The organism is Cycloclasticus sp. PY97N, from assembly GCF_002443175.1.
GTDB lineage: Bacteria > Pseudomonadota > Gammaproteobacteria > Methylococcales > Cycloclasticaceae > Cycloclasticus > Cycloclasticus pugetii.
This window is the reverse complement of sequence record NZ_CP023664.1, coordinates 1744269-1770080: the sequence shown is the minus strand read 5'-3', so window position 1 is coordinate 1770080 and position 25812 is coordinate 1744269. Positions and strand designations below refer to the sequence as shown.

The following is a 25812-nucleotide window of genomic DNA, read 5'->3' as shown; positions in this document are numbered from 1 at the left end:
ATATGTCAAACAAAATTGAAGATGAAAAAACTTACTTGTTTGATAACCCACGCAATGTTTCGCGTCTGTTATTAGGCTTTTATATCATTTCTGCAGGGTTGTTTATTGCAGACTTCTTTGTTCATCGTCATACCGTTCACCCCTGGGAAGGCTTTCCAGGTTTTTATGCCCTATATGGTTTTGTGGCTTGTGTGTTGCTAGTTTTTATTTCCAAGGAAATGCGCAAGGTACTCATGAGGGATGAAGATTATTATGAAATGAAGGAAAAGAAAGATGATGTGGATAAGTAATTTACCACCCTTCATTCCTTTTTTTATTGCCGCGATATTGGTGCTGGTTACGCGTGGTCAGGTACGTAATATAATTCTACTTGCAACACCGGTTTTGGGTGGTTTACATTTATGGTTAGATGTACAACCGTTTGTTCCAATGCAGGCAAGTGATACCCTAGTCAAAGCAACTGCATTATCATATCCATTAACCGTATTTACGTATCAACTTGAGTTTATGCGAGTTGATAAGTTGAGTTTGTTATTTGGTTATTTATTTCATATTGCCAGCTTTATTGCCATCGTGTATGCCTTACATGTGCGGGATACCACGCAACAGGTGGCAGGGTTACTTTATGCAGGCAGTGCGCTAGGGGCAGTGTTTGCAGGGGATTTAATAAGTTTATTTATTTTTTGGGAATGCCTGGCATTAAGTTCAGTATTCTTGATTTGGGCTAACCGTACTGACCGTGCCATTCAGTCGGGCATGCGTTATTTGATATTTCAGGTAGCCTCTGGTGTGTTATTACTAGCGGGTGCTTTGGTCTATTACAATGAACATGCTTCATTGGCTTTTGATTATATTGGGCTTAATGGTATCGGCAGTTGGTTAATATTTTTAGCATTTGGCATTAAGTGTGCCTTTCCTTTTTTACACAATTGGTTAACAGACGCTTACCCTGAAGCGACCGCTAGTGGAACAGTCTTTTTATCTGCATTTTCGACTAAGCTTGCGGTATATGCTTTAGCACGTGGGTATCCTGGAACAGAGCTTCTGATTTATATCGGCGCTGTAATGGCCTGTTTCCCAATCTTCTATGCGGTCGTTGAAAATGATCTCAGGCGTGTTCTAGCGTACAGTATGATTAACCAGTTGGGTTTTATGGTGGTAGGTGTTGGTATTGGCACTGCTCTAGCGCTAAATGGCACAGTTGCACATGCCTTCGCACATATCATTTATAAATCACTGTTGTTTATGTCAATGGGTGCAGTCATGTATCGTGTTGCTAACATTAGAGGCTCAGATCTTGGCGGCTTGTATAAGAGCATGCCATGGACAGCAACATTTTGTATTATTGGCGCCGCCTCAATTTCTGCTTTTCCCTTATTTAGTGGTTTTATTGCAAAATCATTAATCATGGTTGCTGTGCTGAAAGAAGGGTATGAAGTAGTTTGGTTGATGTTATTGTTTGCAGCGGCGGGTGTATTCCATCACGCGGGTATTAAGGTACCGTACTTTGCTTTTTTTCATCATGATTCGGGAATTAGGGTTAAAGAGGCGCCGATTAACATGTTAATTGCAATGGGCGTTGCGGCTTTCTTATGTATATTTATTGGTACACAGCCACAATACCTTTATGCGTTATTGCCATGGAAATTTGATTATTGGCCGTATGATTTGACACATGTATTGACCCAGTTACAGTTACTCTTTTTCTCTGCGTTAGCCTTTGTTTGGTTAAACAAAAAAGGCTTGTACCCACCTGAGCTACGCTCGGTTAATATTGATGTTGAGTGGACGTATAGAAAACTATTACCTGCAACAGCAAGGGCGAGTTATAAATTATTGGATCAGCTTAACCGTGTTGTAGTAGCCACTCTTCGTCAAAGTTGGGAAGGTGCTCAATCGGCTTTTCAAGCCAGTCGTTTATCTCAATATCATTTAGCGAGTAGCTGGCCAACCGGAAGTATGGTGTTGTGGATTGGCGTTATTTTAGGTGGATACCTATTAGCTGATATTTATTTTAAATAACAGCTAATAGGCTTATAACAAGAACTTAAAGTCTTTTCGCTATTGGCATAGGGTATTAACCCACAGTAGAAAACCTTCTCTGTACTCTAATCGTTTTGTCTTTTCCCAGCAGTTTTGACTTGCGTCTCATCGTGAGCACAACAGGCCAAGGTTCCGTATTATAAAAATAATAACGTAGATGAGTGTTCACTCATTTCGTTAATAAATAGGGCTGTTTGTTATACGCTGGCCCATTTTTTTACGCCTACCGTATCTAATAATTACCTAAATATATCGTTTAAGACGCTTTATAAAACACAGATTTTAAAGTGGAAGACTGTATATAAGGCACATTTATGGTGCGCTGCATGATGAAAGTTGCGCATATATAGTGCAGTAGAGTATATGGATTCTTAAATTTGAAAATAAATTTATTTAGACATTTATTATTCGAGTTAAGTATAAAAATATTTATTTTTAATAGATTGATTCTAAAGTCTTTTTTAATAAGAAGGTGTTAAAAAAAATAGGGTGGCATTGTAGTTGCTTTAAGTAAACTTAAAGTGCGACGAGGTAGAACTAATTTTACGGCACTAGAGGTTGGTAATCATTATTTAGACTATTTATAAAGGAGTTTGCAATGACACGTAATGAGGTAACTGAATTAATTATCTTACAAAAATCTGCCATGGGTTTCACCTGGTCTGAGTTAGCAAAAGCGATAGATAAGAGTAAAGAATGGACAACGGCGGCTTTATTAGGGCAAATGACATTAACGAAAGAGCAAGCCGAGACACTTGGTACGATGCTTAATTTGCCTGTTGATGCGACGACCCAATTACAAGTAGTTCCTTATAAGGGCTCCTTACCTACAGCCGTTCCAACAGACCCTTTAATTTATCGTTTTTATGAACTAGTTAATGTGTACGGAACGACGTTTAAAGAACTGATACATGAGGAGTTTGGTGATGGAATTATGAGTGCTATTGATTTCAGCATGGATCTTAAACGTGAACCAGACCCATTGGGTGATCGTGTGAATATTGTAATGAGTGGGAAGTTTCTTCCGTATAAAAGTTACTAATCATTTAATTAATTTGTAAAACTGGAGTATATAAAATGTCATATTTAGAGCCGAGTGAATTCGTTACAAAAATGGTGGATTCTGGTGAATCCAAAGTGTATATGTCGACAAAAGATACGTTTATTCGTGCTTTTATGGCCGGTGCTATTCTTGGGCTTGCCGCCATTTTCGCCATTACGGTTGCTGTGAAAACGGGGTCTCCATTAATTGGTGCTATTTTGTTCCCTGTGGGTTTTATCATGCTGTACTTAATGAAGTTTGATCTATTAACAGGGGTATTTACCTTAGTGCCATTAGCATTAATTGATAAGAGGCCAGGTGTCACCATCGGTCAAGTATTTAGAAACTGGGGGCTTGTGTTTATTGGTAACTTTGCAGGAGCGCTCACAACAGCGTTTATGATGTCGTTTATCTTAACCTACGGCTACAGTGTCGATGGAGGCGCTATTGCTGCCAAAGTCAGTACGATTGGTGAGTCTAGAACGTTAGGCTATAAAACACACGGTGTTGATGGCTGGTTTACGATTTTTATTCGCGGCATGTTATGTAACTGGATGGTTTCAATGGGTGTGGTTGGTGCAATGATTTCGACTTCTGCTACCAGTAAAATGTTAGCGATGTGGATGCCTGTTATGCTGTTCTTCTTTATGGGTTTTGAACACTCAATTGTTAATATGTTCCTGTTCCCATTTTCAATGATTATGGGTGGGGAGTTTACGTTTGTTGACTATTTAGTTTGGAATGAGCTGCCAACAGTACTTGGCAACCTAGCTGGTGGTTTGTGCTTGGTAGGGCTTCCACTATACTTCACTCATGTTAGAACCAGTCCAAATCGTTCTATATAATCATTTCCATTAAACAACTGATGGACCAAGGCCAGCCTAAGCTTAGGCTGGCCTTTATTTAAAATGACAAATCGATTAAACATATCCGTAGGTCAATATTCAGATAAAGGTAAAAAGGATATAAACCAAGACTTTCATGGTGTTTATATTCCTGATGAGCCGATGCTAACATCTAAGGGCATAGCGGTTGTTTTATCCGATGGTATCAGTAGTAGTGATGTAAGCCATATTGCCAGTGAATCATCGGTGAGTGGTTTTATCTCGGATTATTATTGCACTTCTGAGACTTGGTCTGTTAAACAATCAGCTGAACGGGTGCTAAGGGCTACCAACTCTTGGCTATACGCCCAAAGCCAACAAAGTACACACCGGTTTAATAAAGATCGTGGTTATGTGTGCACGTGCAGTGCCATGGTTATTAAGTCAAGAACAGCACACATTTTTCATGTTGGAGACAGCCGAGTATATCGCCTGAATGATCAGTCGTTAGAACAGCTTACCAACGATCATAGATTATGGGTAGCAGAGGGTAAAAGTTACCTTAGCCGAGCAATGGGGGTTAAGCAACAACTCGATATTGATTATCAAAGCATGGCTGTGGCAGAAGGTGATATATTCTTTTTGGCAACAGACGGGGTGTATGAGTTTGTTAATGATGCGTTTATCGTTAATACAATAAATGAGCACGCCGATCAATTAGATGAGGCGGCAAAGCTTATTGTTAATACAGCATATGAACAAGGTAGCGATGATAATTTAACGGCGCAAATTATTCGTATTGATGCACTACCAGATCATGAGACAAGTGAGCTTTACCAACACATTACTGAGCTTCCATTTGCCCCGTTATTAGATGCTCGCATGACAATGGATGGGTATAGAATTATTCGCGCTATTCATCAAAGTAGTCGTAGTCACGTTTATTTAGCGCTTGATGACGACACTGGAGAGCAGGTTGTTATTAAAACGCCCTCCGTTGATCTAAGAGATGATTCTGCTTATCTAGAGCGCTTTACAATGGAAGAGTGGATTGCCAGACGTATCAATAATGCACATGTGCTGAAACCCTGTAAACAGAGTCGCAAACGAAACTACTTGTATCTAGCAATGGAGTTTATTGAAGGGCAGACTTTAAAACAATGGATGATAGATAATCCTACGCCTGATTTAGAAACAGTACGCGGCATTATTGAGCAGGTTGCTAAAGGCTTACGGGCTTTTCACCGATTGGAGATGCTGCATCAAGATTTAAGACCTGACAACATCATGATCGATTCAACAGGGACGGTGAAGATTATTGATTTTGGTTCGACACGGGTGGCTGGCATCATGGACATATCAAGTTCAAGGCAGCAAGACGACATACTCGGCACTGCTCAGTATACTGCCCCAGAATATTTCCTTGGACAAAGCGGTACAAGCCGTTCAGACCTATTCTCTTTAGGTGTTATTACGTATCAGATGTTAACAGGTCGATTACCTTATGGCGTGGATGTGGCGAGGTGTAAAAGCAAGTCGGCGCAAAATAAATTGAATTATAAAACGGTGCTCGATGATGAAAGAGAGATTCCAGTATGGTTTGACGATGTGTTAAAAAAGGCAGTGCATCCTGATCCTTATAAGCGATATGGGGAGCTATCAGAGTTTATTTTTGACCTGCGACAACCAAATAAAGAGTTTATAAATAAAACTCGTCCACCTTTGATGGAGCGTGACCCTGTGCTTTTTTGGAAGAGCACCACGTTAATGTTAACGATCTTGGTTTTATATTTACTTAGCCAATAACGGGTTTTATGTTTATTGGTATAGGCTAAATCAAAGGGGAGCCGCCGAACCATGTTTGATGAAAGTACATAACGGCAAAGAATATGGCGGTACCTGCTAGTGCTGCCCAGATATTAAGTTCGCTCAAAACAAGTTTATTACGTTTGTCTAAAATAGCTACAAAAGGAATATAGGATGTTTGTTCGGTAAATTTAACCCAAGACTCACCATACCGAGCCTTGTATTTACGGTCTAAATTCATAGGCGCAATAAGCCCTTCAAATGCAATTGTTCCAAACAGAAGGTGAGAGGCCCAATCGCCGTTGACAATAAAATGAGCGAAGCCCCATAATCCTAACCCAATAAGTCCTGCATGCCGTGTGATGCGTACCATGCCACGGGTTGTGACTTGGTCGGGTGGAACAAGCCCCATTAAGGTTGGGTTTTTATCAAAAATACTCATTGGTAATAACAAAAAGGCAAAGAAGGTGAGCCCAATGCTGACTGGTTTTAAGGCTTCAGCTGTTCCCCAAGTGGCGATATAAGGAGCGCTTTGATAGGCGAACCCCATCCAAGCTAAAGCAATAAATATACTCAGCGAGAATAAGACCTTAAAGACGGTTTCGCCAAGAATGTTAACAATGTGAGCACGCAAGGGGCTGCCAGAAATAATCCAGTGCATGCCAAGAAAAAAAAGACAAGCCGCGGTTAGTGAGTTCATGGGGTTGCTCCTCCAGCTAGTTATTAGCGCCCTTTTTAGCTATGGGCTGTTATTCGAACTAGCATAAAGCATACTTAAAATTTTGCGAAGCGTCGTGTATTTATGTAATTGTTAATTCAAGAAGCTAGTTTTTTTTGGCATGAGAGGATGTAGATCAAGAAAACGCTAGTGATATAGGGTCGCTAAGATGATAGCGAAAAGCGTTATCGTTATGAAAACATGGATTTACTTTATGAGCAAAAGGGCTGCATTGGTGAATAAGCTTAATAGCGCGACTGCCTTCCAGAAGGCGAGAGGGTTACGTTCAACTAATGGCGTGTGAACGGCAGTGGTGAATAATTTATTCGGGTGTGAGAGGTCGTGAATAAATTCTGATATTTCCTCGTATCGATTTGAAGGTTTTTTGTTGACGATTTTTCTGATTGCACCATCAATCCAAAGTGGAATGTCCGTATCGATTTCTAATATTGGAATATAGTGCAATTTACTAAGTGCTTTTTCACCGTATTTTTCCCCAAAAGGGAGATTTCCTGTCAACATTTCGTAGGTAATAACGCCTAAAGAGAAAGCGTCTGAACGGTAGCTAGCGGGCTGACCTAATAGGTATTCTGGTGCTGTGTAGTGTTGAGTTCCCAATAAATTTAAACGTTGAATGGGAGATGCTATTTCTTCTACACCGGCAACTTTTGTAGAGCCGAAGTCTATTATTTTAACGGTGCCTTGGGTATCGATAATGATGTTTTCTGGTTTCAGGTCTTGGTGAATCATTTCCTTTTTATGAAAAGCTCTGAGGCCTCGAGCAATTTGCCTAACGATGCCTCTAACATCGTGCAAGCTGGGTTGGGGGTTGTCACTCATCCAATGCCTGAGTGTTTGTCCTTCGATGTATTCGGTGACGTAATAAAGAAAGCGACGTGTCCTTGTTTGTTCAATAATTTTTAGAACATGATTGTTATCAATTCGGCGGCCAATCCATTCTTCTTGCACAAACATATCTAAAAATGTAGGGTCATCTACATAATTAACAGACGGTGTTTTAATAACAACTTGCTGTTGTGTTTGAATATCTGTTGCCAGATACACTTGTGTACGATTACTGGCATGTAGTTCTCGCTCAATTCGGTAACCATCTAAGGTCATGCCGGCACTTAAGTCAGGAGGAAAAGGTAGCTCAGTTAATTTACGGTATATTTCCTGTTCATTAACGTGTGGTCGTTGATTAAACCTGACAATTTGGCAGGTGACATTGTCATGGCTGCCATTTTTCATTGCAAGATCAGTAATGTTTCGAGCAGCACGGTCAAAATTGTCGGTATTATTATTTACTTGTGCCAGCATGGTGTTGTCACTGACAAACTCATGAACACCATCCGTGGTGAATAAAAAAGTATCGCCTTCTTCCAATAGAAAATGGCTGTAGTCAATTTCTAAATGTAGATCAATGCCTATTGCACGAGTGAGGTAATTTTTTTCTTTGGATACCCAGAAACGATGATCGTCCGTGAGTAGCTCCAATTGCTTATCGCGTATTCGGTAAATACGTGTATCGCCAATATGGAATAAATGCACGGTGGAAGATTTAACAACCAAGGCGCTCATAGTAGTGGCTAAGCCTTTTTGGTTAGCACCACCTTGCTGTGCCATCCCCAACATCCAACGGTTAGTAGCGGTTAAAACCTTTTGAACAGAGGTTTTAACCGTCCAAGTGTCAGGTGTGCAGTAATAATCACCCAATAAGCTTTTTACACAAGATTCACTGGCAAGTTTACCTGCATCACAGCCACTAACACCATCAGCTATAACCGCAGCCACCCCTTTTTGCTCTAAAACAGGTGATTCAGGCAGTAAAACACCATAACTGTCTTCATTGTCCGTTTTAAGGCCTTTATCGGATGATTGACCAAGGTCTATAATCGATTCTGATTGCATGTTAGTGGTGTTGATGGGTTATGTCACATCGATAAGTTCTACTGTACCATCTTCAAGCACCTCGGCTGTTTGTCCTTTAGGCTCTTCTAAGAAAATAAACATAAATAATAAAACGGTGGCGGCTGTTCCACCAATCACCATAAAGAAGACTTGCGGAGAAACAAAAGAAAGAACAGTTAGAAATATAAGGCCACCTACATTGCCGTAAGCGCCCACCATACCAGCGACTTGGCCAGTCATACGACGTTGAATTAGAGGCACCATGGCATACACTGCACCAGACCCGCCTTTAGAAAATAGCCCACATAAAATAGTACATGCCACAACTAACGGTACAGCCCATGTTTCATTAACTTGACCGAGTAATAAAAAGGTAACGCTAATACCTGAAAACAAAATAACAAGCGATTTTTTGCGGCCAATTTTATCACTCATCATACCGCCGCCAGGTCGAGCTATTAAGTTCATCACAGGGTAAATGGCGGCTAGTAGCCCAGCTGTTACAGGCGATAAGTCAAACATATCGATATAGAATAATGGCAACATAGAGACTAGGGCTAATTCAGAACCAAATGTCACCATATAAGCAAGATCTAAAATGGCAACTTGTTTAAATTGATAGCGAAATAAATCAGGCACTTCTTTGCTGAAAATATCTTTGTTAACTTTAATAATATGCATCGCTTGATACAGGTAGACAATGGCAATGGATGTATAGGTGATAATGACTACTTGCTCATTTAACCAGCCCATACCATTTGGAGAGAGTTTCCATGTGAGCAATGCGAGTGCACCATAAATGGGCATGCTCATTATTAAGTAAAGCGCCAAATCAAGCTTACTGGTGACTTCCATTCCACCTACTTTTTTAGGTTTGAAATAGGTTGAACCTTTTGGTGTATCTGTGACACTTAAATAATAAAAAATACCATAGAAAAAAGCGATCACTGCGGTAGCTGTTAATGCATAGCGCCAGCCATCCTCACCGCCTATCCATAAAGCTAAAGCGGGTAAAGCCATGGCGGAACCTGCCGAGCCAAAATTACCCCAGCCACCATAGATACCTTGTGCGATACCAGTTTGTCTAGCGGGGAACCACTCGCCGATCATACGGATACCAACAACGAAACCTGCGCCAACAAAACCCAGTAAAAAACGAGCTAAGGCAAGTTGTTCAAAAGTTTGTGCCCAAGCAAAAAATAAACATAAAAAACTAGAGAATATTAGTATGCCTGAGAACATGCGGCGAGGGCCAAAGCTATCCACCATCATGCCTACAATAATGCGTGCAGGGATTGTTAATGCAACGTTCAGGATGAGTAAAACAGACACTTCTTGAGCTGTTAAGTTAAAGACATCTCTGATAACAGACATTAATGGGGCATGGTTAAACCACACCATAAAGCTGATAAAAAAGGCAAACCAAGTTGTATGTAAAATACGAATATTGCCTTTGAACGATAATAAATTTAGTTTTTGCGACATTGCAATGTGTCTCCTTCAATAGATTGTGAGGGTAAGAGCAAAAGCTATGCCAGCTAAGTATTTACTTACTCTTAATGGTCGTTGTAGTTATTTGTTTGGGGTAATGTGCTTTTTTGCACCAAGTTAATGCGATTGGGGTTTTTATTGCACAGCACTAAAGCAAAAAACTGTTTTGACAGTCTTTTTTTATATGTTTTTAAAAATTTTCTGCTTAAAAATCAATTGTTAGAGAGGTGGCAGTTGATGTTGGCATGTTGCGTGCTATGGATGTGTGACTATAAAGAATTTTGGATATACATAAAGCATGAGTAATAAAAAACAATTAGTTGTAATTGGTAACGGTATGGTTGGGCATAAATTCCTACAGTCCATGGTAAACAGCGATGAAATGCAAAACTACGATATAACAACGTTTTGTGAAGAAACGAGGTTTGCTTATGACCGTGTTCAACTATCGTCATACTTTAATGGTAAAACTGAAGAGGATCTGTCACTTGTTGAGCCGGATTTCTTTGAAAAAAATAATATTACCGTTCATATCGGTGATCGTGCAGCCCACATTGATCGTGACAAAAAAATCGTTACCTCCGATAAGGGTCAACGTATTTCATACGATAAAATTGTTCTAGCGACAGGGTCCTTTCCCTTCGTTCCACCTATCCCAGGCCATGAAAGGGAAAATTGTTTTGTCTACAGAACTATTGATGACTTAATTGATATTGCGAAAGCAGGTAAAGAATCTAAGGTAGGCGTTGTTATTGGTGGTGGTTTGTTGGGTCTTGAGGCCGCAAAAGCGTTAAAAGACTTGGGGTTGAAAACACACGTTGTTGAGTTTGCGCCACGGTTGATGGCCGTACAAATTGATGATGGCGCTGGCGCAGTGTTACGTAAGAAAATTGAAGAGTTAGGTGTTAGCGTACATACCCAAAAGAATACACAAGGCATTGTTGATGGTGAGCAGTGTCTGCATCGGATGAACTTTGCTGACGGCTCACATATTGAAACCGATGTTATTTTATTTTCAGCTGGTATTAGACCGCGTGATGATATTGCTCGTGATTGTGGTCTGACACTTGGTGAGCGAGGCGGTATTGTTATTGATGATCATTGTCAAACGTCAGATAAAGACATTTATGCGATAGGCGAGTGTGCTTTATGGGATGGCAAAATATTTGGTTTGGTGGCACCGGGTTATCAAATGGCCCAAGTTGTAGCAGACCGGTTATCACTCAAGGAGAATAGTTTTACCGGTGCAGATATGAGCACGAAATTAAAACTGATGGGTGTGGATGTAGCGAGTATTGGTGATGCGCATGCAACCACTGAAAAGGCGAAGATTTACACTTATGTCAATGGTGCAGATGACGTGTATAAAAAGATCGTCGTCAGTGAAGATAATAAACGCTTATTAGGTGCGGTGTTAATTGGCGATACGGTTGATTACGGTAATTTGTTACAACTTAAACTGAACGATATTGCTTTGCCAGAGTATCCGGATGCATTAATTTTGCCACAACGAGATGGCTCAGGCGCAACAGGTTTAGGTGTTGAAGCTTTACCGGATGCTGCGCAAATATGTTCTTGTTTTGATGTATCCAAAGGTGCGCTTTGCCAAGCCATCTCTGATGGCGCTACAACGATGGCAAGCCTTAAAGAGTGTACCAGTGCAACAACAGGCTGCGGTGGTTGTACGGCACTTGTTGGTCAAGTACTGAATAAAGAGTTAGAAAAACTGGGTATGGATGTTAATACAGATTTGTGTGAACATTTTGCGTATACCCGCCAAGACCTTTATCACTTGGTTCGTGTCGGCAAGATTAAAACGTTCGATGAAATGATCGAAAAACATGGTAAGGGGTATGGCTGTGATATTTGTAAGCCAACGCTAGCGTCTATTTTTGCTTCTTGCTGGAATGATTATGTATTAGAAACTCCACATACTGGCCTGCAAGACACGAATGACCGTTATCTTGCCAATATTCAGAAAAATGGCACTTATTCAATCGTACCTCGGATTCCAGGTGGTGAAATTACACCTGACAAGCTGATTACTCTGGGCGAGGTTGGCAAAAAATATAATTTATATACGAAAATTACCGGTGGGCAGCGTGTTGATTTATTTGGTGCGCACCAAGAGGACCTACCTGTTATTTGGAAAGAATTAATTGATGCGGGCTTTGAAACAGGTCACGCCTACGGTAAATCTTTACGAACAGTTAAATCCTGCGTCGGTAGTACGTGGTGCCGATATGGCGTTGCCGATAGTGTGACAACGGCGATTGATTTAGAGAATCGTTACAAGGGTTTGCGCACACCACACAAAATAAAGTTTGCTGTTTCGGGTTGTACTCGTGAGTGTGCAGAAGCGCAAAGCAAAGATGTTGGCGTGATCGCCACAGAAAATGGTTGGAACTTGTACTTGTGCGGCAACGGCGGTATGAAGCCGAGACATGCGGACTTGTTTGCAACAGGCTTAGATTACGAAACAATGATTCAATATATTGATCGTTTCCTTATGTTTTATGTAAAAACAGCAGATCGATTACAACGTACATCTACATGGATGATGAACCTAGAAGGCGGCATTGATTATTTGCGTGAAGTGGTCATTGAAGACTCATTAGGGCTTGCTGAAACGTTTGAAACAGAAATGCAAAATGTTATTGATACGTATCAATGTGAGTGGAAGACAACAGTTGAAAACGAAGAAAAATCAAAAACCTTTAAAGCGTTTGTAAATTCTGACAAAGGCGATAGCCAAATTGTATTTGTTTCAGAAAGGGATCAAATACGGCCTGCGCGAAAAGAGGAAATACCAGCACAACTTGAAGAAGTTTAAACAAACGGATGAATACACGAATGGTTAATGAATTAAAAAGTAGTGAAGTGGATGTCTGTGCGTTAACAGATCTAAATGAAAATGCAGGTACAGCTGCTTTGATAGATGAGAGACAAATAGCTTTGTTTTATGTGAAAAAGACCGAACAAGTTTATGCGCTTAGTAATTACGACCCTTTTAGCGAGGTGAACGTTTTATCCAGAGGGATAATTGGCAGTATAGGTGATGAACTTGTGGTGGCATCGCCGATTTATAAACAGCACTTTAATCTAGAAACAGGGCAATGCTTAGAAGACGAGAGTGTTTGTATTAATGCATACCCAGTAAAAATAATAAATGGCCGAGTTGTCGTCGGTACAAACAGTTAATGAAGGCTAAATAATGAAAGTAACTTATTACACTCTCGATGTTTTTACCGATACGCTTTTTCAAGGGGCACAGGTTGCTGTTTTCCCAGATGCGGAGGATCTGCCAGAAGAGCAGCTTAGTCGTATAGCACGTGAAATAAATTTATCTGAAACGGCATTCGTTTATAAAGCAGATGAGGGCCGTAGTACATTTAAAGCTCGAATTTTTTCGCCCGATGGCGAGAAGGATTTTGCAGGACATCCTATTTTAGCGATTGCCAATGTTTTAGTGGAAACTGGAAAAGTTAGCTTGGAAGGCGACTATACAAGCATTATGGTAAAGCAAAATAGCCAAGATGTTACCGCAAATATTTCTAAGGATGCGAATGGTAAGCGGTATGTGCAATTTACATTAAGTAGTATGCCTGTTGTTGACCGATTTACACCCACGGATCAAGAGTTAGCAAAACTATTATCGATTGATGAGAAAGATATAGACCATTCAAGCTATTACACACGCCTTGTGTCGAGTGGCTTACCTTATTTAATTGTGCCACTGAAATCACAGGCGGATGTACGTAAAGCATGTTTTGATGTGAAGGCTTGGGGTGAGTCGTCAGCACCCGCTATGGCAGCACAAGAAATTTTAATTTTTAGTGCAAAAACGGACCTAGACGATTGTAATTTCCACGGGCGTTTAATGGGTCCAAATATCAGCGATCGTGAGGACCCACCTCTTGGTTCGGTCTTGCCTACCTTTGCTGGCTACCTAGCTTCTCATGAGCATATACGGCTGGGTACTTATAGTTTTGCAATTGATCGTGGCACAGCAGAAACTCGCCGAAGTTTGTTACATGTAGAAATGGATAAACGAGAAGGCCGCCCAATAACTTTAAGGGTGGGTGGCGATTCATTGTTGGTCAGTAAAAGCGAACTGTTGCTAGGTTAAACGAGGGAGATAATAAGATGCTATTTGGTCGGAATAAAAAAAATCCCATCGCGATCGCGGATAAAAAAATTGAAAAATGGACCTATGCTACTTGTGGCTATTGTTCAACTGGCTGTGCCATTGAAGTTGGCACGGACAAAGATGGTGTGCCAGTAGGAAGTCGAGGAGTGGCTGATGCAGATGTTAATCGAGGCAAGTTATGTGTAAAAGGCCTTTTTGAACACGAATTGTTTGAGTCAGCAGGTCGTGGTGACGTACCGCTGATGCGCTCAAATATTCATGATGAATACCAAGAAGCGAGCTGGGACGAAAGCTTTGAAAAAATGGCCTCTGAAATCAAACGCATACAAGATACCTATGGGCCAGACTCATTTGCCATTGTATCAACGGGGCAAATTTTAACCGAAGGTTTTTATACCTTGGGCAAGTTGGCCCGCGGTGTGATTGGAACCAATAACTACGATGGCAATACCACGCTGTGTATGGCCTCGGCAGTATCAGGCTATAAGCGCTCTTTTGGTTCAGATGGCCCTCCAGGTTGTTATGAAGATTTTGAACATACCGATTGCCTGATTGCTTGGGGATCCAATTTACCAGAACAACACCCTATTATTTATTGGCGTTTTAAAGAAGCGCAGGAAAAACGAAAATTTCCTTTAATTGTTATTGATCCAAGAGTCACCATGCTGGCGCAAAATGCAGATATGCATTTGGCAATTACGCCCGGTACAGACGTTGTGTTAATGAATTCATTAATGCATGTCATTCTGGCTGAAGGATTGGAAGATCAAGACTATATAAAAGCGAATACTACTGGCTTTGACGAATTAGCAGCAGAAGTTAAAAACTATGACCCGATAACGGCATCTAAAATATGCGGTATTGATGAAGATACGATTCGTAATGTTGCTCGTTTGTACGCAAAAGCTGGCGCCGCAATGAATATTTGGACGATGGGTATTAATCAAAGCACGCATGGCTCAGATGGAGTGGTGGGGCTTAATAACCTTAGCTTGCTGACTGGCAATATTGGTAAAAAAGGTGGGACCAGCTTGTCTATTACTGGACAGTGTAATGCGATGGGAACACGAGAGTGGTCATCGTGTTCTGGTCTACCTGGCTATCGTTTATTAGAAAATGAACAGGACCGAATTGATATTGGAAAATACTGGGGTGTAGATCCAGAGTTTTTCCCAAAGAAACGGGGGCTTGCACAAACAGATATATTTCCTGCCATTGAAACCGGCGCAATTAAAGGGCTGTGGTTGGTGGGTACAAACCCAATGACATCAATGCCTAATACGGCGCGTATTCGTAAAACATTAGAAAAGCTCGAATGTTGTGTAGTGCAGGATTCTTACCTTGATGTGGAAACAACGCAATATGCACATATTTTTCTACCAGCGGCTATTTGGGCTGAAAAGGAAGGCGTGTTTACGAATACAGAAAGGAGGGTCAATATTATTCGTAAAGTAAAAGAACCCTATGGCCAGTCAAAAACAGATTTACATATTTTTAACGGCCTAGCAAAACAGTTTGAACAGGGTAGAAAGATGAACTTCCCTGATAATTTTCATGAAGTGTTTGATGAAATGCGCGAACTATCCAAAGGACGGCTGGTTGATATATCGGGTATGACTCATGATTTGATTGAGCAGAATAAGGGCATTCAGTGGCCTTATACGCAAGAACAGGTGGATAAGGGTGAAAAGCCGCTTAAAGGTGGAAAGCGCTTGTATACCGAACCAGCTACTTTTCGCCATCCCGGTGGTCGGGCTAAACTGATTCCGCTACCGTTTATCGATAATAATGAAAAACCAGACGAGCAATACCCGTTTTGGTTGAATTCAGGCCGGTTAGTTGAGCACTTTCACTCTCGTACACGAACTGGAAAAGTCGGTAATAACAATAAATACAGTCCAACGCCATTTATGGAAATGAACCCTGATACAGCAGCTGAACAGGGGATAGAGCATCAGTCCTATGTGCGTGTTATTTCACGTCGTGGTGATGCTGTTGTTATGGTTATGTTGACACAACGAGTACCTAGGACGATGGTGTTTATTCCCTTTCACTTTTTTGATTGCGTTAACCGACTTACATTAGGACTATTAGACCCACATTCACGGCAACCTGCCTTTAAACAATGCGCAGTACGAATAGAGCATGTAAATCAGGAAGTTGCTGCACGATTAAATTTAGAAGCAAGAACATTTTAAGTCCCATGATTGAAACACGTAGTGATGAACAAAAATATGCTTTTTTAAGGACAGAAGAAAGCCGAGAAAAAAACCGATATGGAGACAATATTGAGCTCGCCGAGGAGGGTAATGCGTTAAGGGAGGTGAGCCTTAATATAAATGGTGATACAGGTATTAGCGAAAACCCAGATCGATATAAACAGCATGGGTTTTATTTAAATGCAGATAACTGTATCGGTTGTCATGCCTGTGAAGCGGCATGCAGTGAAAAAAATGATAACCCTGCTCATATCTCATTCCGTTCGGTTGGTTATGTCGAAGGCGGAACGTACCCAGATTATCAGCGCCTTAATATTTCGATGGCCTGTAACCATTGTGATGACCCTGTTTGCTTAAAAGGTTGCCCAACAAGAGCTTACACAAAGTTTGCTGAATATGGTGCGGTGTTACAAGACCCAGATATTTGTTTCGGCTGTGGTTACTGTACATGGGTTTGCCCTTATAACGCCCCTCAACTTGACCCTGTTAAAGGTGAGGTTAGTAAATGTAATATGTGCGTTGATCGATTAGAGGTGGGGTTAAAACCGTCATGTGTATCAGCCTGTTTAGGTAATGCGTTGGATTTTGGAGTCATTGAGAATGTGCCAGAAAATAGGGAACAGGCTCAAGCTGAAATACCGGGTTTTCCAACAGCAGATATTACGCATCCGAATATTCGTTTTCAGCAAACGCGACAAAATAAGCGTGAAATGACGCGTACCGACTCGATGCCGCTTAAATATCATAAAGATGAAGAGGTTGGAAAGTATAAACCGGTAGTAGATGAAAAGCATGGAGTCAAAAAGCAATGGAATTGGAAAGCTTTGCTGATGACGCATGAAAGTTCTCATGTCATTTTTACATTATCAACACAAGCCATCCTTGGCGCGTTTTTAATCATTGTGCTTGGTAGCTTTACGGGTGTTGAAGCGATAGTAGCGATTCAGTCGTCTGCTGCGTATCTGCCGTTATTAGTATTGATGAATGTATTGCTGATGTTTGGCTTCTATAAACTCAATATGCATTTGGGCAAACCACATCGTTTTTACCGTGGTTTTTATAATTTACGCCATTCACCGGTAAGCCGTGAAATTGCTGGGGTTAGTTTGTTTTTTAGCAGCTTGCTTGGGTTTAGTGTTTTTAGTTATTTTGAGATTAAGCCATTGATTGGACTGTTTGCCATTATGGGCGTACTCAGTGGTCCAGTAGGTCTGTTTTATATGTATAAGCTATATAGAATTAAGGCACGCCCATTTTGGGATCACTGGCAAACAGCGAGTTCTTTTGTTGGAACATGTTTGAGTCTTGGGTCATTAACGATTGTTTTCGTTGCGTTAATAGCAGATGCTCTCAATACTACACAATATATTAGTTTGGTAGTTTTACTATTGCTGGGTTTGCTGCTTGAAGCCATAGGGCACGTCGCGCATGCCGCTGATCTTAAAAATAGTGAGGGAGAAGGTAGTGCTTCATGGTACTTACAAACAACCCGTTTTGCATGGCCTTATATTATTAGTAATGTATTGTTAGGCTCCTCAATTATTGTGTCTTGCTTATTGCTTGATTCTCCATCATCAACGCTGGGTTGGTTGATATTAGGGCTGTCATTACTTAGTACAGCTGTGATTAGGCGTTCTTTATTCTTTGCATTGGTTATTCCTACCACAATGCCGGGTGCATTCTTTTGGAAAAACAAAGCTTTTGAAGAACATGCAAAAGAAACTGGTTTAGCAAATATGCCTCAAGTGGGTGTGCGTTATGAGGAGCATAGAACCTTTAAAGTAGGTGAATTGATAGATACTATTAAAACCACAACCGCAAAAGAAGCGATTGACCAATTGAAAGAAATATTTTATTGGAAAAAGGTTAAATAGAAGCTCGGCTTGAAACTCACGTGACCTTGTTATTTAACAAGGTGTAACTTTTTAGAAAATCCTAATGTGCCTTAAATTTATCAATTCGTTAATACTTGTTTGTAGGCTACCTTAGGCCTACAGCATAAGCTGTAACGTATTAAAGGCGATGTTCAGGGGAATATAGGTTTTTATTATGTTTTTGCATTTATTCCAATTCTCTTAAGATTGGCTTAATTTTCAACAAGTACACTCGTAACCAGTCTATGAGAATAAGGATTGGTTATGAGTGCACTACAAAGTGAATCAGAGGGTAGCAAACAACGTGCTGATTCAGAAGCAAGCAAACGAGTTTTTTTACCTCACTTATCTGTTGTTTTAACAGGCCTTGAATCACCGCAACGAGCTAATGTAGAAGCATATATTACAAAGCAATTTTATAAAAACCATGCCGCGCAGATAAAGAGTTTTTTACCTTATTTATTATCTGCAGAAACCAAAAAAAATATAACATCAGTGCTTGGGTTCTATCCGGCTGAGATCGATAACCCAATGTTTTTAGAACAATATTTAGATGATAAGGCTGAGTTAGTGATTAGTCGGCTGATCAACCTTAATGTTGACCGGCAGAAGATAGCGGAAATTGGTAACTTAACATCGAGTTATCCTAGTACCAGTAAAATGTTGTTTGTTTTAATAGTGTCAACACTCTATCAATTAGATATTGATTGGGCATTATTTACCGCAACTAAGCAAGTTCAATCTATGATTTCGGAACTGGATATTGGGTGTATTGATATTTGTGATGCCCAAGCCGAAAGTCTTGCGTTTGATAGTGGTTCATGGGGCAGTTATTACAAAAACCAACCCAAAGTTATTGCAGGCGATATAAAAAAAGCTTATGCAATATTGAAAAGTCATCCGGTTTCAGGTTTTGTGATGACTAATTATCAGTCCACAATTGATCAGCTTGTATTGCGAGTATCTTTGGACCGGTAATGCTTTGGAACGAAATTAAAGAGCTTGCCAAACAGCGGCCAAGTGATATAGCCATTGTTGGCGAAAAAAAAGCATACACCTATAAAGAATTGCTGAATGGGGTTAATGTTATATCAAGGTTTTTAGTACGTTATCAGCATAAAGTATTGGCCTTGTTTTGTGATAATTCGCCGGAGTGGTTGTTAGTTGACCTTGCTGCTAATGTATCAGGGGTGGCCTTGTTACCCTTGCCGGCATTTTTTTCTCAGCAGCAATTAGCCTTTGCTATTGAAAAATCGGGCACATGTGCGCTGGTTCATAAACGCAATGATAGTTTATCGAACGTTATGGAGTTATTGAATACAGAGGTATTGATTGGGGATTTACTCTGTAGTGATTTGCAAAATATAGCGGATAGCGAATTACCCGTTTCTACTGCGAAAATAACGTTTACATCGGGTTCAACAGGAGAGCCTAAAGGTGTTTGCTTATCGAACAAGCAGCAGTTTGCGGTCGCGAAAGCTACTCATGATTCATTACAATTGCCAGTCGGGAAGCATTTATCAGTATTACCGTTTAGTACCTTACTTGAAAACACAGCGGGTTCGTACGTCACCTTGTTAAATGGTGGAACTATTATTGCCTTACCCAGCAATCAATTAGGCTTTAATGGCAGCAGTGACTTTAAGTTATCAACTTTGCTGGAAACGATTGAAAAATATCAGCCCGTTAGTTTAATTTTATTACCAGAAATACTATTGGCTATCGTTGGCGCTGTAAAAAAAGGTTGGACGCTACCCTCGTCCATAGCGTTTATGGCTGTCGGTGGTAGCAAAGTGTCTCAACAACTCATTCAGCAAGCGCAATCGTATGGCTTGCCCGTTTATGAAGGATATGGGCTATCTGAGTGTGCTTCGGTTGTGAGTTTAAATTCAGCTAAAAATAATAAAGCGGGGTCGGTTGGCAAGCCCTTGCCGCACCTTGAAGTACGCATTGTGGACGATGAAATTATTGTTTATGGAAACCCGTTCCTAGGTTACGTAGGAGAGCCTGCTTCATGGGGAAAAGCAGAAATTGGAACGGGCGATTTGGGGTTTTTAGACGAACAAGGGTATCTATATGTCAATGGGCGTAAAAAAAACCTTCTTATTTCAAGTTATGGTCGGAATATTAGCCCTGAATGGGTTGAAGGCGTTTTATTAAGCGATGGTTTGCTTAAACAGTGTGTCGTGTTTGGCGATCAACGGCCACACTGCATCGCACTAATATCCTTAAGGGACGAAGCAATGCCTGAAGAAATAATAAAGGATAGTATTATCAAAGCGAATCGCTCACTGCCTAATTATGCGCGGGTTAAAAAATGGACGGTACTACCACAACCGATGAGTTTTTCAGCAGGCACGATGACCTCTAATGGCAGACCCGTTAGGGAGGCTATTTTGAGGCAGTATCAATCAACTATACATCAATTATATTCGGAGTAAGGACAATGGCCTTTTTTCATCAATTGCAGCAACAAACCGAGCAGGAGCGTCATCAACTGTTGGCGGCCCCGATTATTAACAAAGCGGTGTCTGGAACAATCTCAAAAGAGGAATATATCGCTTTTTTAGAACAGGCTTATCACCATGTTAAACATACGGTGCCATTATTAATGGCAGCAGGTGCGAGAATTCCAGAGGAAAAAGAGTGGCTACGTAATGCATTGGCAGAATACATCGAAGAAGAGTTAGGCCATCAAGAATGGATTTTAAACGACCTTGCTGTGTGTGGGGTTGATAAAGAAAGAGTTCGGCATGACGCGCCAGCCTTTGAAACGGAATTAATGGTTGCGTATGCCTATGATGTTATTAACCGTGTTAACCCCTTGGGTTTTTTTGGTATGGTTCATGTGTTAGAGGGAACCAGTGTCACAACAGCCGATAGAGCGGCAGATGGCATTCAAGAGGCATTGAGTTTACCTGATGAGGCGTTTAGTTATTTACGCTCACATGGCGCACTCGATCAGGATCATGTTCAATTTTTTGAAAGCTTAATGAATAAAATAAATGAGCCAGCTGAGCAGCAGCTTATTATTCGTTGTGCCAAACAGTTTTATCGACTCTATGGTGATATTTTTTGTAGTTTAACTGAACAGCCTGAAAAGACATTAGCATAGAAGGTAAGCGTACTTATAAATATATAAAACAGCGTGACGAGTAGTGGTGCATTGGCTTATCAATGATGTTATTAAGCGCTGGCTGTTCAATCTACGGATAAACAGTGAGCAAACACTAAAGGTTGCTGAGTAACCTAAATTGGAGTTTAGGATGAAAAATATTGCGAAAATAATGTGTTACGTTTTGCTCTTATCATCAACTACCGTCTTGGCAGATGTTCAACAGGATGTGGCTCTTTTGGCAAAAGATTGGGCAAAAGCTAACTACCAATTGAATGGGGCGCAGCAAGAAGAAGCGTTTGACAGCTTAATAGAGCAATCTAACGAGGCAGTTAAGTTGCATCCGGCATCGGCGGAAGTGCTTATTTGGCGGGGTATTATTAAATCAAGTTTCGCAGGCGTTAAGGGTGGCCTGAGTGCGTTATCATTAATAAAAGAAGCAAAAAAAGATTTGGAAAAATCTATTTTATTAGATGATAAAGCGTTGTCTGGCTCAGCATATACAACCTTGGGAACATTATATTTTAAAGCGCCAGGCTGGCCTATTAGTTTTGGCAATGACGAACAAGCAAAAAGGTACCTTCAAAAGGGCATACTCCTTGATCCAAACGGCATTGATAGTCATTATTTTTATGCTTTGTTTTTGCTGGATCAAGGTGAGAAAAAACAAGCTCAAGCTAGCTTCATAAAAGCACTCGATGCTAAAGCAAGGCCAGGCAGAGCGCTTGCAGATAGCGGCCGCCGGCATGAAATAAATGAAGCATTGCATGAAATTAATTAGCATTTAAACTGAACAAGTGAATATTTTATTGGTTGAAGACGATGTAGCATTGGCTAACGCCTTGGTAAAGACGCTCACACACGAAGGTTTTGTGGTTAATCATTTGAAGCATGGCCAACAAGCGATAAACGTCGTTAAAACTGAGCCGACTGATATTGTGATTTTAGACTTGGGTCTGCCTGATATAGATGGCTTGGATGTACTGCGGGCCATTAGGCAGCATACAGCGCAGTTGCCGGTACTTATTTTAACGGCTAGATCATCGATTGATGACAAGGTGTCGGGCTTGGATTTAGGGGCGGATGACTATTTAGCAAAACCATTTGAAGTGGATGAGCTGTTGGCGCGTTTAAGAGTTGTTGAACGCCGTTCTAGTAGCTCCAAACATGCAGGCCTTCAGATCGGCGACGTTGAATTAGACACGGCTTGTTATGGTTTATCGGTTGCCAACGAAGCGGTGGATATATCGCGTCGTGAGTTTACCTTGTTAAAGGCACTGATGGAAAATGCTGGGCGTGTTTTAACACGCGAAAGCCTGGAGTCAAAACTGTATAGCTGGAATGAAGAGGTGGCGAGTAATACGATAGAAGTTCATATTCATCATCTTAGAAAAAAGTTACCTAAAGGTTTTATCAAAACACTTCGAGGTGTTGGGTATATAGTGAAGCCAGCATGAGGTCAATTCGTACCTTTTTATTGTTAACACTGTTAGCGACTATTACCGCGGTGACGTTTTTATCGTTATTGCTAGGCTACCGCTCGAGTCTTGCTAAAACGGATGCTTTGTTTGATGAGCGACTTAAAAACTTAGCCAGCATTATTGTACATGCTAATCATGATCTCACGCCTAGGGTTGAAAAAACACTCGACCTTAAGCCTTCGGTTTTTTTTCAAATTTGGTCGCATGATGGCGTACTTATTGCGCGCTCCGGTAATGCGCCTGAACACCAAATGTTTAACAGTCAATTGTCGGAAGGCTTTCATGATGAAAACTACGCAGACTTTCGTTGGCGTACTTACATATTACAAGACAGGCTTTTTAAACGCTGGGTGATCACAGGGGAACGTATCGACTTACGTTATGAAATAGCCGATAAAATTGTATTATCTGCCATCAAACCAACAGTGATGGCTATCCCATTGGCCGCCTTTATTATTTGGTTAACGGTGGGTTTTGGTTTAAAGCCTTTACGTGAATTAACCACGCAACTCGGTGATAAGAAAGCGGATGATCTGTCTGCAATTTCGATTAAACAACAACCCAAAGAATTAGAGCAATTACTTATAACAATCAATGACTTATTCAATCGCTTAAATGATGCATTCGTACGTGAGCAGCAATTTTCTGCGGATGCGGCGCATGAGTTGCGTACCCCTATTAGCTCCTTAAAAGTGCAGTTACACAACCTAATGTCTACTAAGGACATAACTGATGGCGATCTAGAACCTTTGAAAGAGGGAGTGGAACGAATGGGGCATGTGATTGAGCAGATACTGAGTTTATATCAACATTCAGCCGATCAAGCTGCTCAGCAAATGGAACCGTTAAACTTAACTGATATTGCTAAGATGGTGATTGCCAACGAATACATGCGGTTTGAGTCAAAGCAGCAAAGAATAAGTTTGAATGCAGAGCCTGTATGCCTTATCAAAGGTAATGAATTTGCACTAGAGAGTTTATTGCAAAACTTAATTCTTAATGCCAATAAATATACGCCAGCAAAGGGTGTTATTTCGGTAAATATTAAATCCAAAGACAATGCTGTGATGCTTTGCGTAGAAGACTCTGGGCCAGGCATCGCAGAAGAAGATCGGGTACGTGTTTTTGAACGATTTTATCGGGTGGGTGGAGATAGACATGCATCCGGTATATTAGGGTGTGGACTTGGCTTAGCCATTGTGCAGCATATTTCTACTTTTCATGGGGCTAAGGTTGAACTGGCAGTGTCAGCTGAATTAGGTGGTTTAAACGTGATGGTAGAATTTCCAGCTATTTAAGGGCACCTATGCGCATATTACTCATCATCTGCTTAATGTTGGCAATAACCCCGCTTTTCGCGGCACCTACAGTTAATATTGTCATTCGTCATCACCTGTTTTACCCGTCCACGGTTGAAATTCCCGTCGATACCAAAGTAAAGCTGTTAATTGATAACCAAGACCAGACAGCAGAGGAGTTTGAGAGTTATGAGCTTAACCGTGAGAAAGTTATTCCAGGACATTCAAAAGGCGTTGTTTTTATAGGTCCATTACCAGCGGGTGAATACCCCTTTTTTGGTGAGTTTTTTCCTAAAACAGCTCAGGGCAAGGTCATTGTAAAGTAACGTTATGCTTATCAATTCAGTCATTATTATCTTACGGGAAGTATTTGAAGCAGCGCTTATAGTCAGTGTGCTGTTAGTGCTATCTCAGAAACTGCAATTACCGCGTCGTTACTTTCTTTCTTCTTTGGGCTTAGGTGGGGTGTTATCAATTTTTTATGCTCGTCATATTGCATCTATTTCGATGTTTTTTGATGGTGTTGGGCAAGAAATTTTGAATGCGTGCATGCACCTAATGACGTTTATTTGTTTGTTATTTTTAATTTTTTCAATGGGGAGGCGACCTTATTACAAAATAACTGTATGGGCGATTGCTGGGTGTTTATCGGCCACTTTAGTGGGCGAAGGGTCAGAAATAATCATTTATATTCAAGGTTTTATAGGTAATGAGCAGCTATTAGAAACAGTGCTTGCAGGCAGCTTTATTGGAGCTGGAGTTGGCTTCAGTGTGGGAGTGTTTATGTATTATTTAATGATCAATTTGCGTCCTAGGAAGGGGGTTGCTGTTAGTTTAGTTGCGCTGGTTCTAATCAGCGCGAGTATGACCACTCAAGCATTTCAATTGTTAATTCAGGCGGATATTTTGATCAGTCAAGCACCATTATGGAACACCTCATCATGGGTGAGTGAGGGCTCTGTTATAGGGCAAATTTTATATGCCTTGCTTGGCTATGAATCAACGCCAACGCCTATTCAAGTAGGTGGGTATTTTTTAAGTTTAATGCTTTCATCGGCCTTAGCTTTTAAGACGTTTAAAACCTTTAAGTGGGAAATGGACGAGTGAGAAAGGTAACCGTACTAACGTGTTGCCTAGCATTGTTATCCGTTAGTGTAGCAGCATCGGAATTTTCGGTAGATAAAGTTTATCACCCGTATATTCAACCGTTAGAAAGGGAGTTGGAATGGCGAATGTTATCAGGAGATGGGCAGCAACTTCACCGGCTTGGTATCGGTAAATCATTATCGGATAGCTTGTTCGTTGAGGGTTATCTTATTGCAGAAGATAACGATCGGCACTTTTCTTTAGAGGCCTTAGAGCTGGAAGTAAAATGGCAGTTAACTGAACAAGGTGAGTACGATGCTGACTGGGGTGTTTTGTTTGAACTTGAGCATCAGCAGCATGATGATACTTGGGGCTTATCCAGTGGTCTTTTAATCGAAAAAGAGTGGGGGAAATGGGTGGGTGCCGCCAATTTTATTATTGAGTATGAGTGGGGGAATGAAATAAAGAATGAGCTTGAATCGTCGCTAGCTCTTCAGGCACGCTACCGGTATTCAGAAAAGTTAGAACCTGCCATTGAGTTTTATAGTAATGAAAATGGCCAGGCGGTAGGCCCTGTTGTAATGGGTGATATTCGCTTAGCTCATGCGAAAAAAATGCATTGGGAAGTAGGCTCCATATTTGGCTTAGGTTATAAAGGCCCTGATAGTACGTTGCGCGTATTAATAGAGTATGAGTATTAATGCAGAGGGATTAAGGTTTTCTACTTAACTGTAATTAGGGTTTCTTGATTGAT

General features: G+C 40.8%; 22 protein-coding genes. 19 read left to right on the top strand and 3 right to left on the bottom strand.

The window, feature by feature from the left end; all coding sequences use genetic code 11:
- Positions 1–2: 2 nt before the first annotated feature.
- The 5 genes from CPC19_RS08615 to CPC19_RS08595 all read left to right on the top strand — a co-directional run bounded on the left by CPC19_RS08615 (position 3) and on the right by CPC19_RS08595 (position 5715).
- Complete coding sequence (locus CPC19_RS08615; protein ID WP_015005613.1) at positions 3–290, top strand: hypothetical protein; 288 nt, start codon at positions 3–5, stop codon at positions 288–290.
- Positions 274–2022 (top strand): Na(+)/H(+) antiporter subunit D, encoded by a 1749-nt coding sequence (locus CPC19_RS08610; RefSeq protein ID WP_016389578.1) that lies wholly within the window; start codon positions 274–276, stop codon positions 2020–2022. The genes CPC19_RS08615 and CPC19_RS08610 overlap by 17 nt, the downstream gene beginning before the upstream one ends.
- A gap of 619 nt (positions 2023–2641) precedes the next feature.
- Positions 2642–3085, top strand: a complete 444-nt coding sequence (cynS, locus tag CPC19_RS08605) for a cyanase (RefSeq protein WP_015005615.1) — start codon at positions 2642–2644, stop codon at positions 3083–3085.
- Positions 3086–3120: 35 nt separating this feature from the next.
- Positions 3121–3930, top strand: coding sequence for a formate/nitrite transporter family protein (locus tag CPC19_RS08600; protein WP_015005616.1), 810 nt, complete (start codon positions 3121–3123; stop codon positions 3928–3930).
- A 63-nt stretch (positions 3931–3993) separates the two neighbouring features.
- Complete coding sequence (locus tag CPC19_RS08595) at positions 3994–5715, top strand: bifunctional protein-serine/threonine kinase/phosphatase (RefSeq protein ID WP_016389577.1); 1722 nt, start codon at positions 3994–3996, stop codon at positions 5713–5715.
- Positions 5716–5740: 25 nt separating this feature from the next.
- On the opposite strand, the gene CPC19_RS08590 is transcribed toward CPC19_RS08595, so the two are convergent.
- The 3 genes from CPC19_RS08590 to CPC19_RS08580 all read right to left on the bottom strand — a co-directional run bounded on the left by CPC19_RS08590 (position 5741) and on the right by CPC19_RS08580 (position 9829).
- Positions 5741–6415, bottom strand: a complete 675-nt coding sequence (locus tag CPC19_RS08590) for an NnrU family protein (RefSeq protein ID WP_016389576.1) — start codon at positions 6413–6415, stop codon at positions 5741–5743.
- A 225-nt stretch (positions 6416–6640) separates the two neighbouring features.
- On the bottom strand, positions 6641–8344 hold the full coding sequence (locus CPC19_RS08585; RefSeq protein WP_016389575.1) for a bifunctional protein-serine/threonine kinase/phosphatase: 1704 nt from the start codon (positions 8342–8344) through the stop codon (positions 6641–6643).
- Between the two features lie 18 nt (positions 8345–8362).
- A complete protein-coding gene (locus tag CPC19_RS08580; protein ID WP_016389574.1) occupies positions 8363–9829 on the bottom strand; it encodes a NarK family nitrate/nitrite MFS transporter in 1467 nt (488 codons plus the stop codon).
- Positions 9830–10133: 304 nt separating this feature from the next.
- On the opposite strand from CPC19_RS08580, the gene nirB reads away from it, so the two are divergent.
- The 14 genes from nirB (at position 10134) to CPC19_RS08510 (ending at position 25759) form a co-directional block, all read left to right on the top strand.
- A complete protein-coding gene (gene nirB / locus CPC19_RS08575; RefSeq protein WP_016389573.1) occupies positions 10134–12668 on the top strand; it encodes a nitrite reductase large subunit NirB in 2535 nt (844 codons plus the stop codon).
- 8 nt (positions 12669–12676) lie between these two features.
- On the top strand, positions 12677–13036 hold the full coding sequence (gene nirD, locus CPC19_RS08570) for a nitrite reductase small subunit NirD (protein ID WP_020162008.1): 360 nt from the start codon (positions 12677–12679) through the stop codon (positions 13034–13036).
- Between the two features lie 13 nt (positions 13037–13049).
- Complete coding sequence (locus CPC19_RS08565; RefSeq protein ID WP_016389572.1) at positions 13050–13964, top strand: PhzF family phenazine biosynthesis protein; 915 nt, start codon at positions 13050–13052, stop codon at positions 13962–13964.
- Between the two features lie 17 nt (positions 13965–13981).
- Positions 13982–16183, top strand: a complete 2202-nt coding sequence (locus tag CPC19_RS08560; RefSeq protein WP_015005624.1) for a molybdopterin oxidoreductase family protein — start codon at positions 13982–13984, stop codon at positions 16181–16183.
- A gap of 5 nt (positions 16184–16188) precedes the next feature.
- A complete protein-coding gene (locus CPC19_RS08555; protein WP_016389571.1) occupies positions 16189–18078 on the top strand; it encodes a DmsC/YnfH family molybdoenzyme membrane anchor subunit in 1890 nt (629 codons plus the stop codon).
- 264 nt (positions 18079–18342) lie between these two features.
- Positions 18343–19056, top strand: coding sequence for a thermostable hemolysin (locus tag CPC19_RS08550; protein WP_016389570.1), 714 nt, complete (start codon positions 18343–18345; stop codon positions 19054–19056).
- Entirely contained in the window at positions 19056–20519 is a 1464-nt protein-coding gene (locus tag CPC19_RS08545; protein ID WP_016389569.1) for an AMP-binding protein, read from the top strand. Before CPC19_RS08550 ends, CPC19_RS08545 begins: the two co-directional genes overlap by 1 nt.
- Positions 20520–20524: 5 nt before the next feature.
- Complete coding sequence (locus CPC19_RS08540) at positions 20525–21193, top strand: TenA family transcriptional regulator (RefSeq protein WP_016389567.1); 669 nt, start codon at positions 20525–20527, stop codon at positions 21191–21193.
- 151 nt (positions 21194–21344) lie between these two features.
- Positions 21345–21974: a tetratricopeptide repeat protein gene (locus CPC19_RS08535; RefSeq protein WP_016389565.1), complete on the top strand. Its 630-nt coding sequence runs from the start codon at positions 21345–21347 to the stop codon at positions 21972–21974.
- 16 nt (positions 21975–21990) lie between these two features.
- On the top strand, positions 21991–22650 hold the full coding sequence (locus CPC19_RS08530) for a response regulator (protein WP_016389564.1): 660 nt from the start codon (positions 21991–21993) through the stop codon (positions 22648–22650).
- Positions 22647–23972 carry an ATP-binding protein gene (locus tag CPC19_RS08525; RefSeq protein ID WP_016389562.1) on the top strand — a complete coding sequence of 442 codons (1326 nt, stop codon included), beginning with the start codon at positions 22647–22649 and terminating at the stop codon, positions 23970–23972. Before CPC19_RS08530 ends, CPC19_RS08525 begins: the two co-directional genes overlap by 4 nt.
- Before the next feature lie 8 nt (positions 23973–23980).
- The gene (locus tag CPC19_RS08520) at positions 23981–24298 is read left to right on the top strand and encodes a cupredoxin domain-containing protein (RefSeq protein ID WP_016389561.1); all 318 of its coding nucleotides are present in this window, start codon (positions 23981–23983) and stop codon (positions 24296–24298) included.
- Positions 24299–24302: 4 nt separating this feature from the next.
- A complete protein-coding gene (locus tag CPC19_RS08515; RefSeq protein WP_016389560.1) occupies positions 24303–25079 on the top strand; it encodes an FTR1 family protein in 777 nt (258 codons plus the stop codon).
- Positions 25076–25759: a hypothetical protein gene (locus tag CPC19_RS08510; protein WP_035850315.1), complete on the top strand. Its 684-nt coding sequence runs from the start codon at positions 25076–25078 to the stop codon at positions 25757–25759. The genes CPC19_RS08515 and CPC19_RS08510 overlap by 4 nt, the downstream gene beginning before the upstream one ends.
- The last annotated feature ends 53 nt before the right edge of the window (positions 25760–25812 follow it).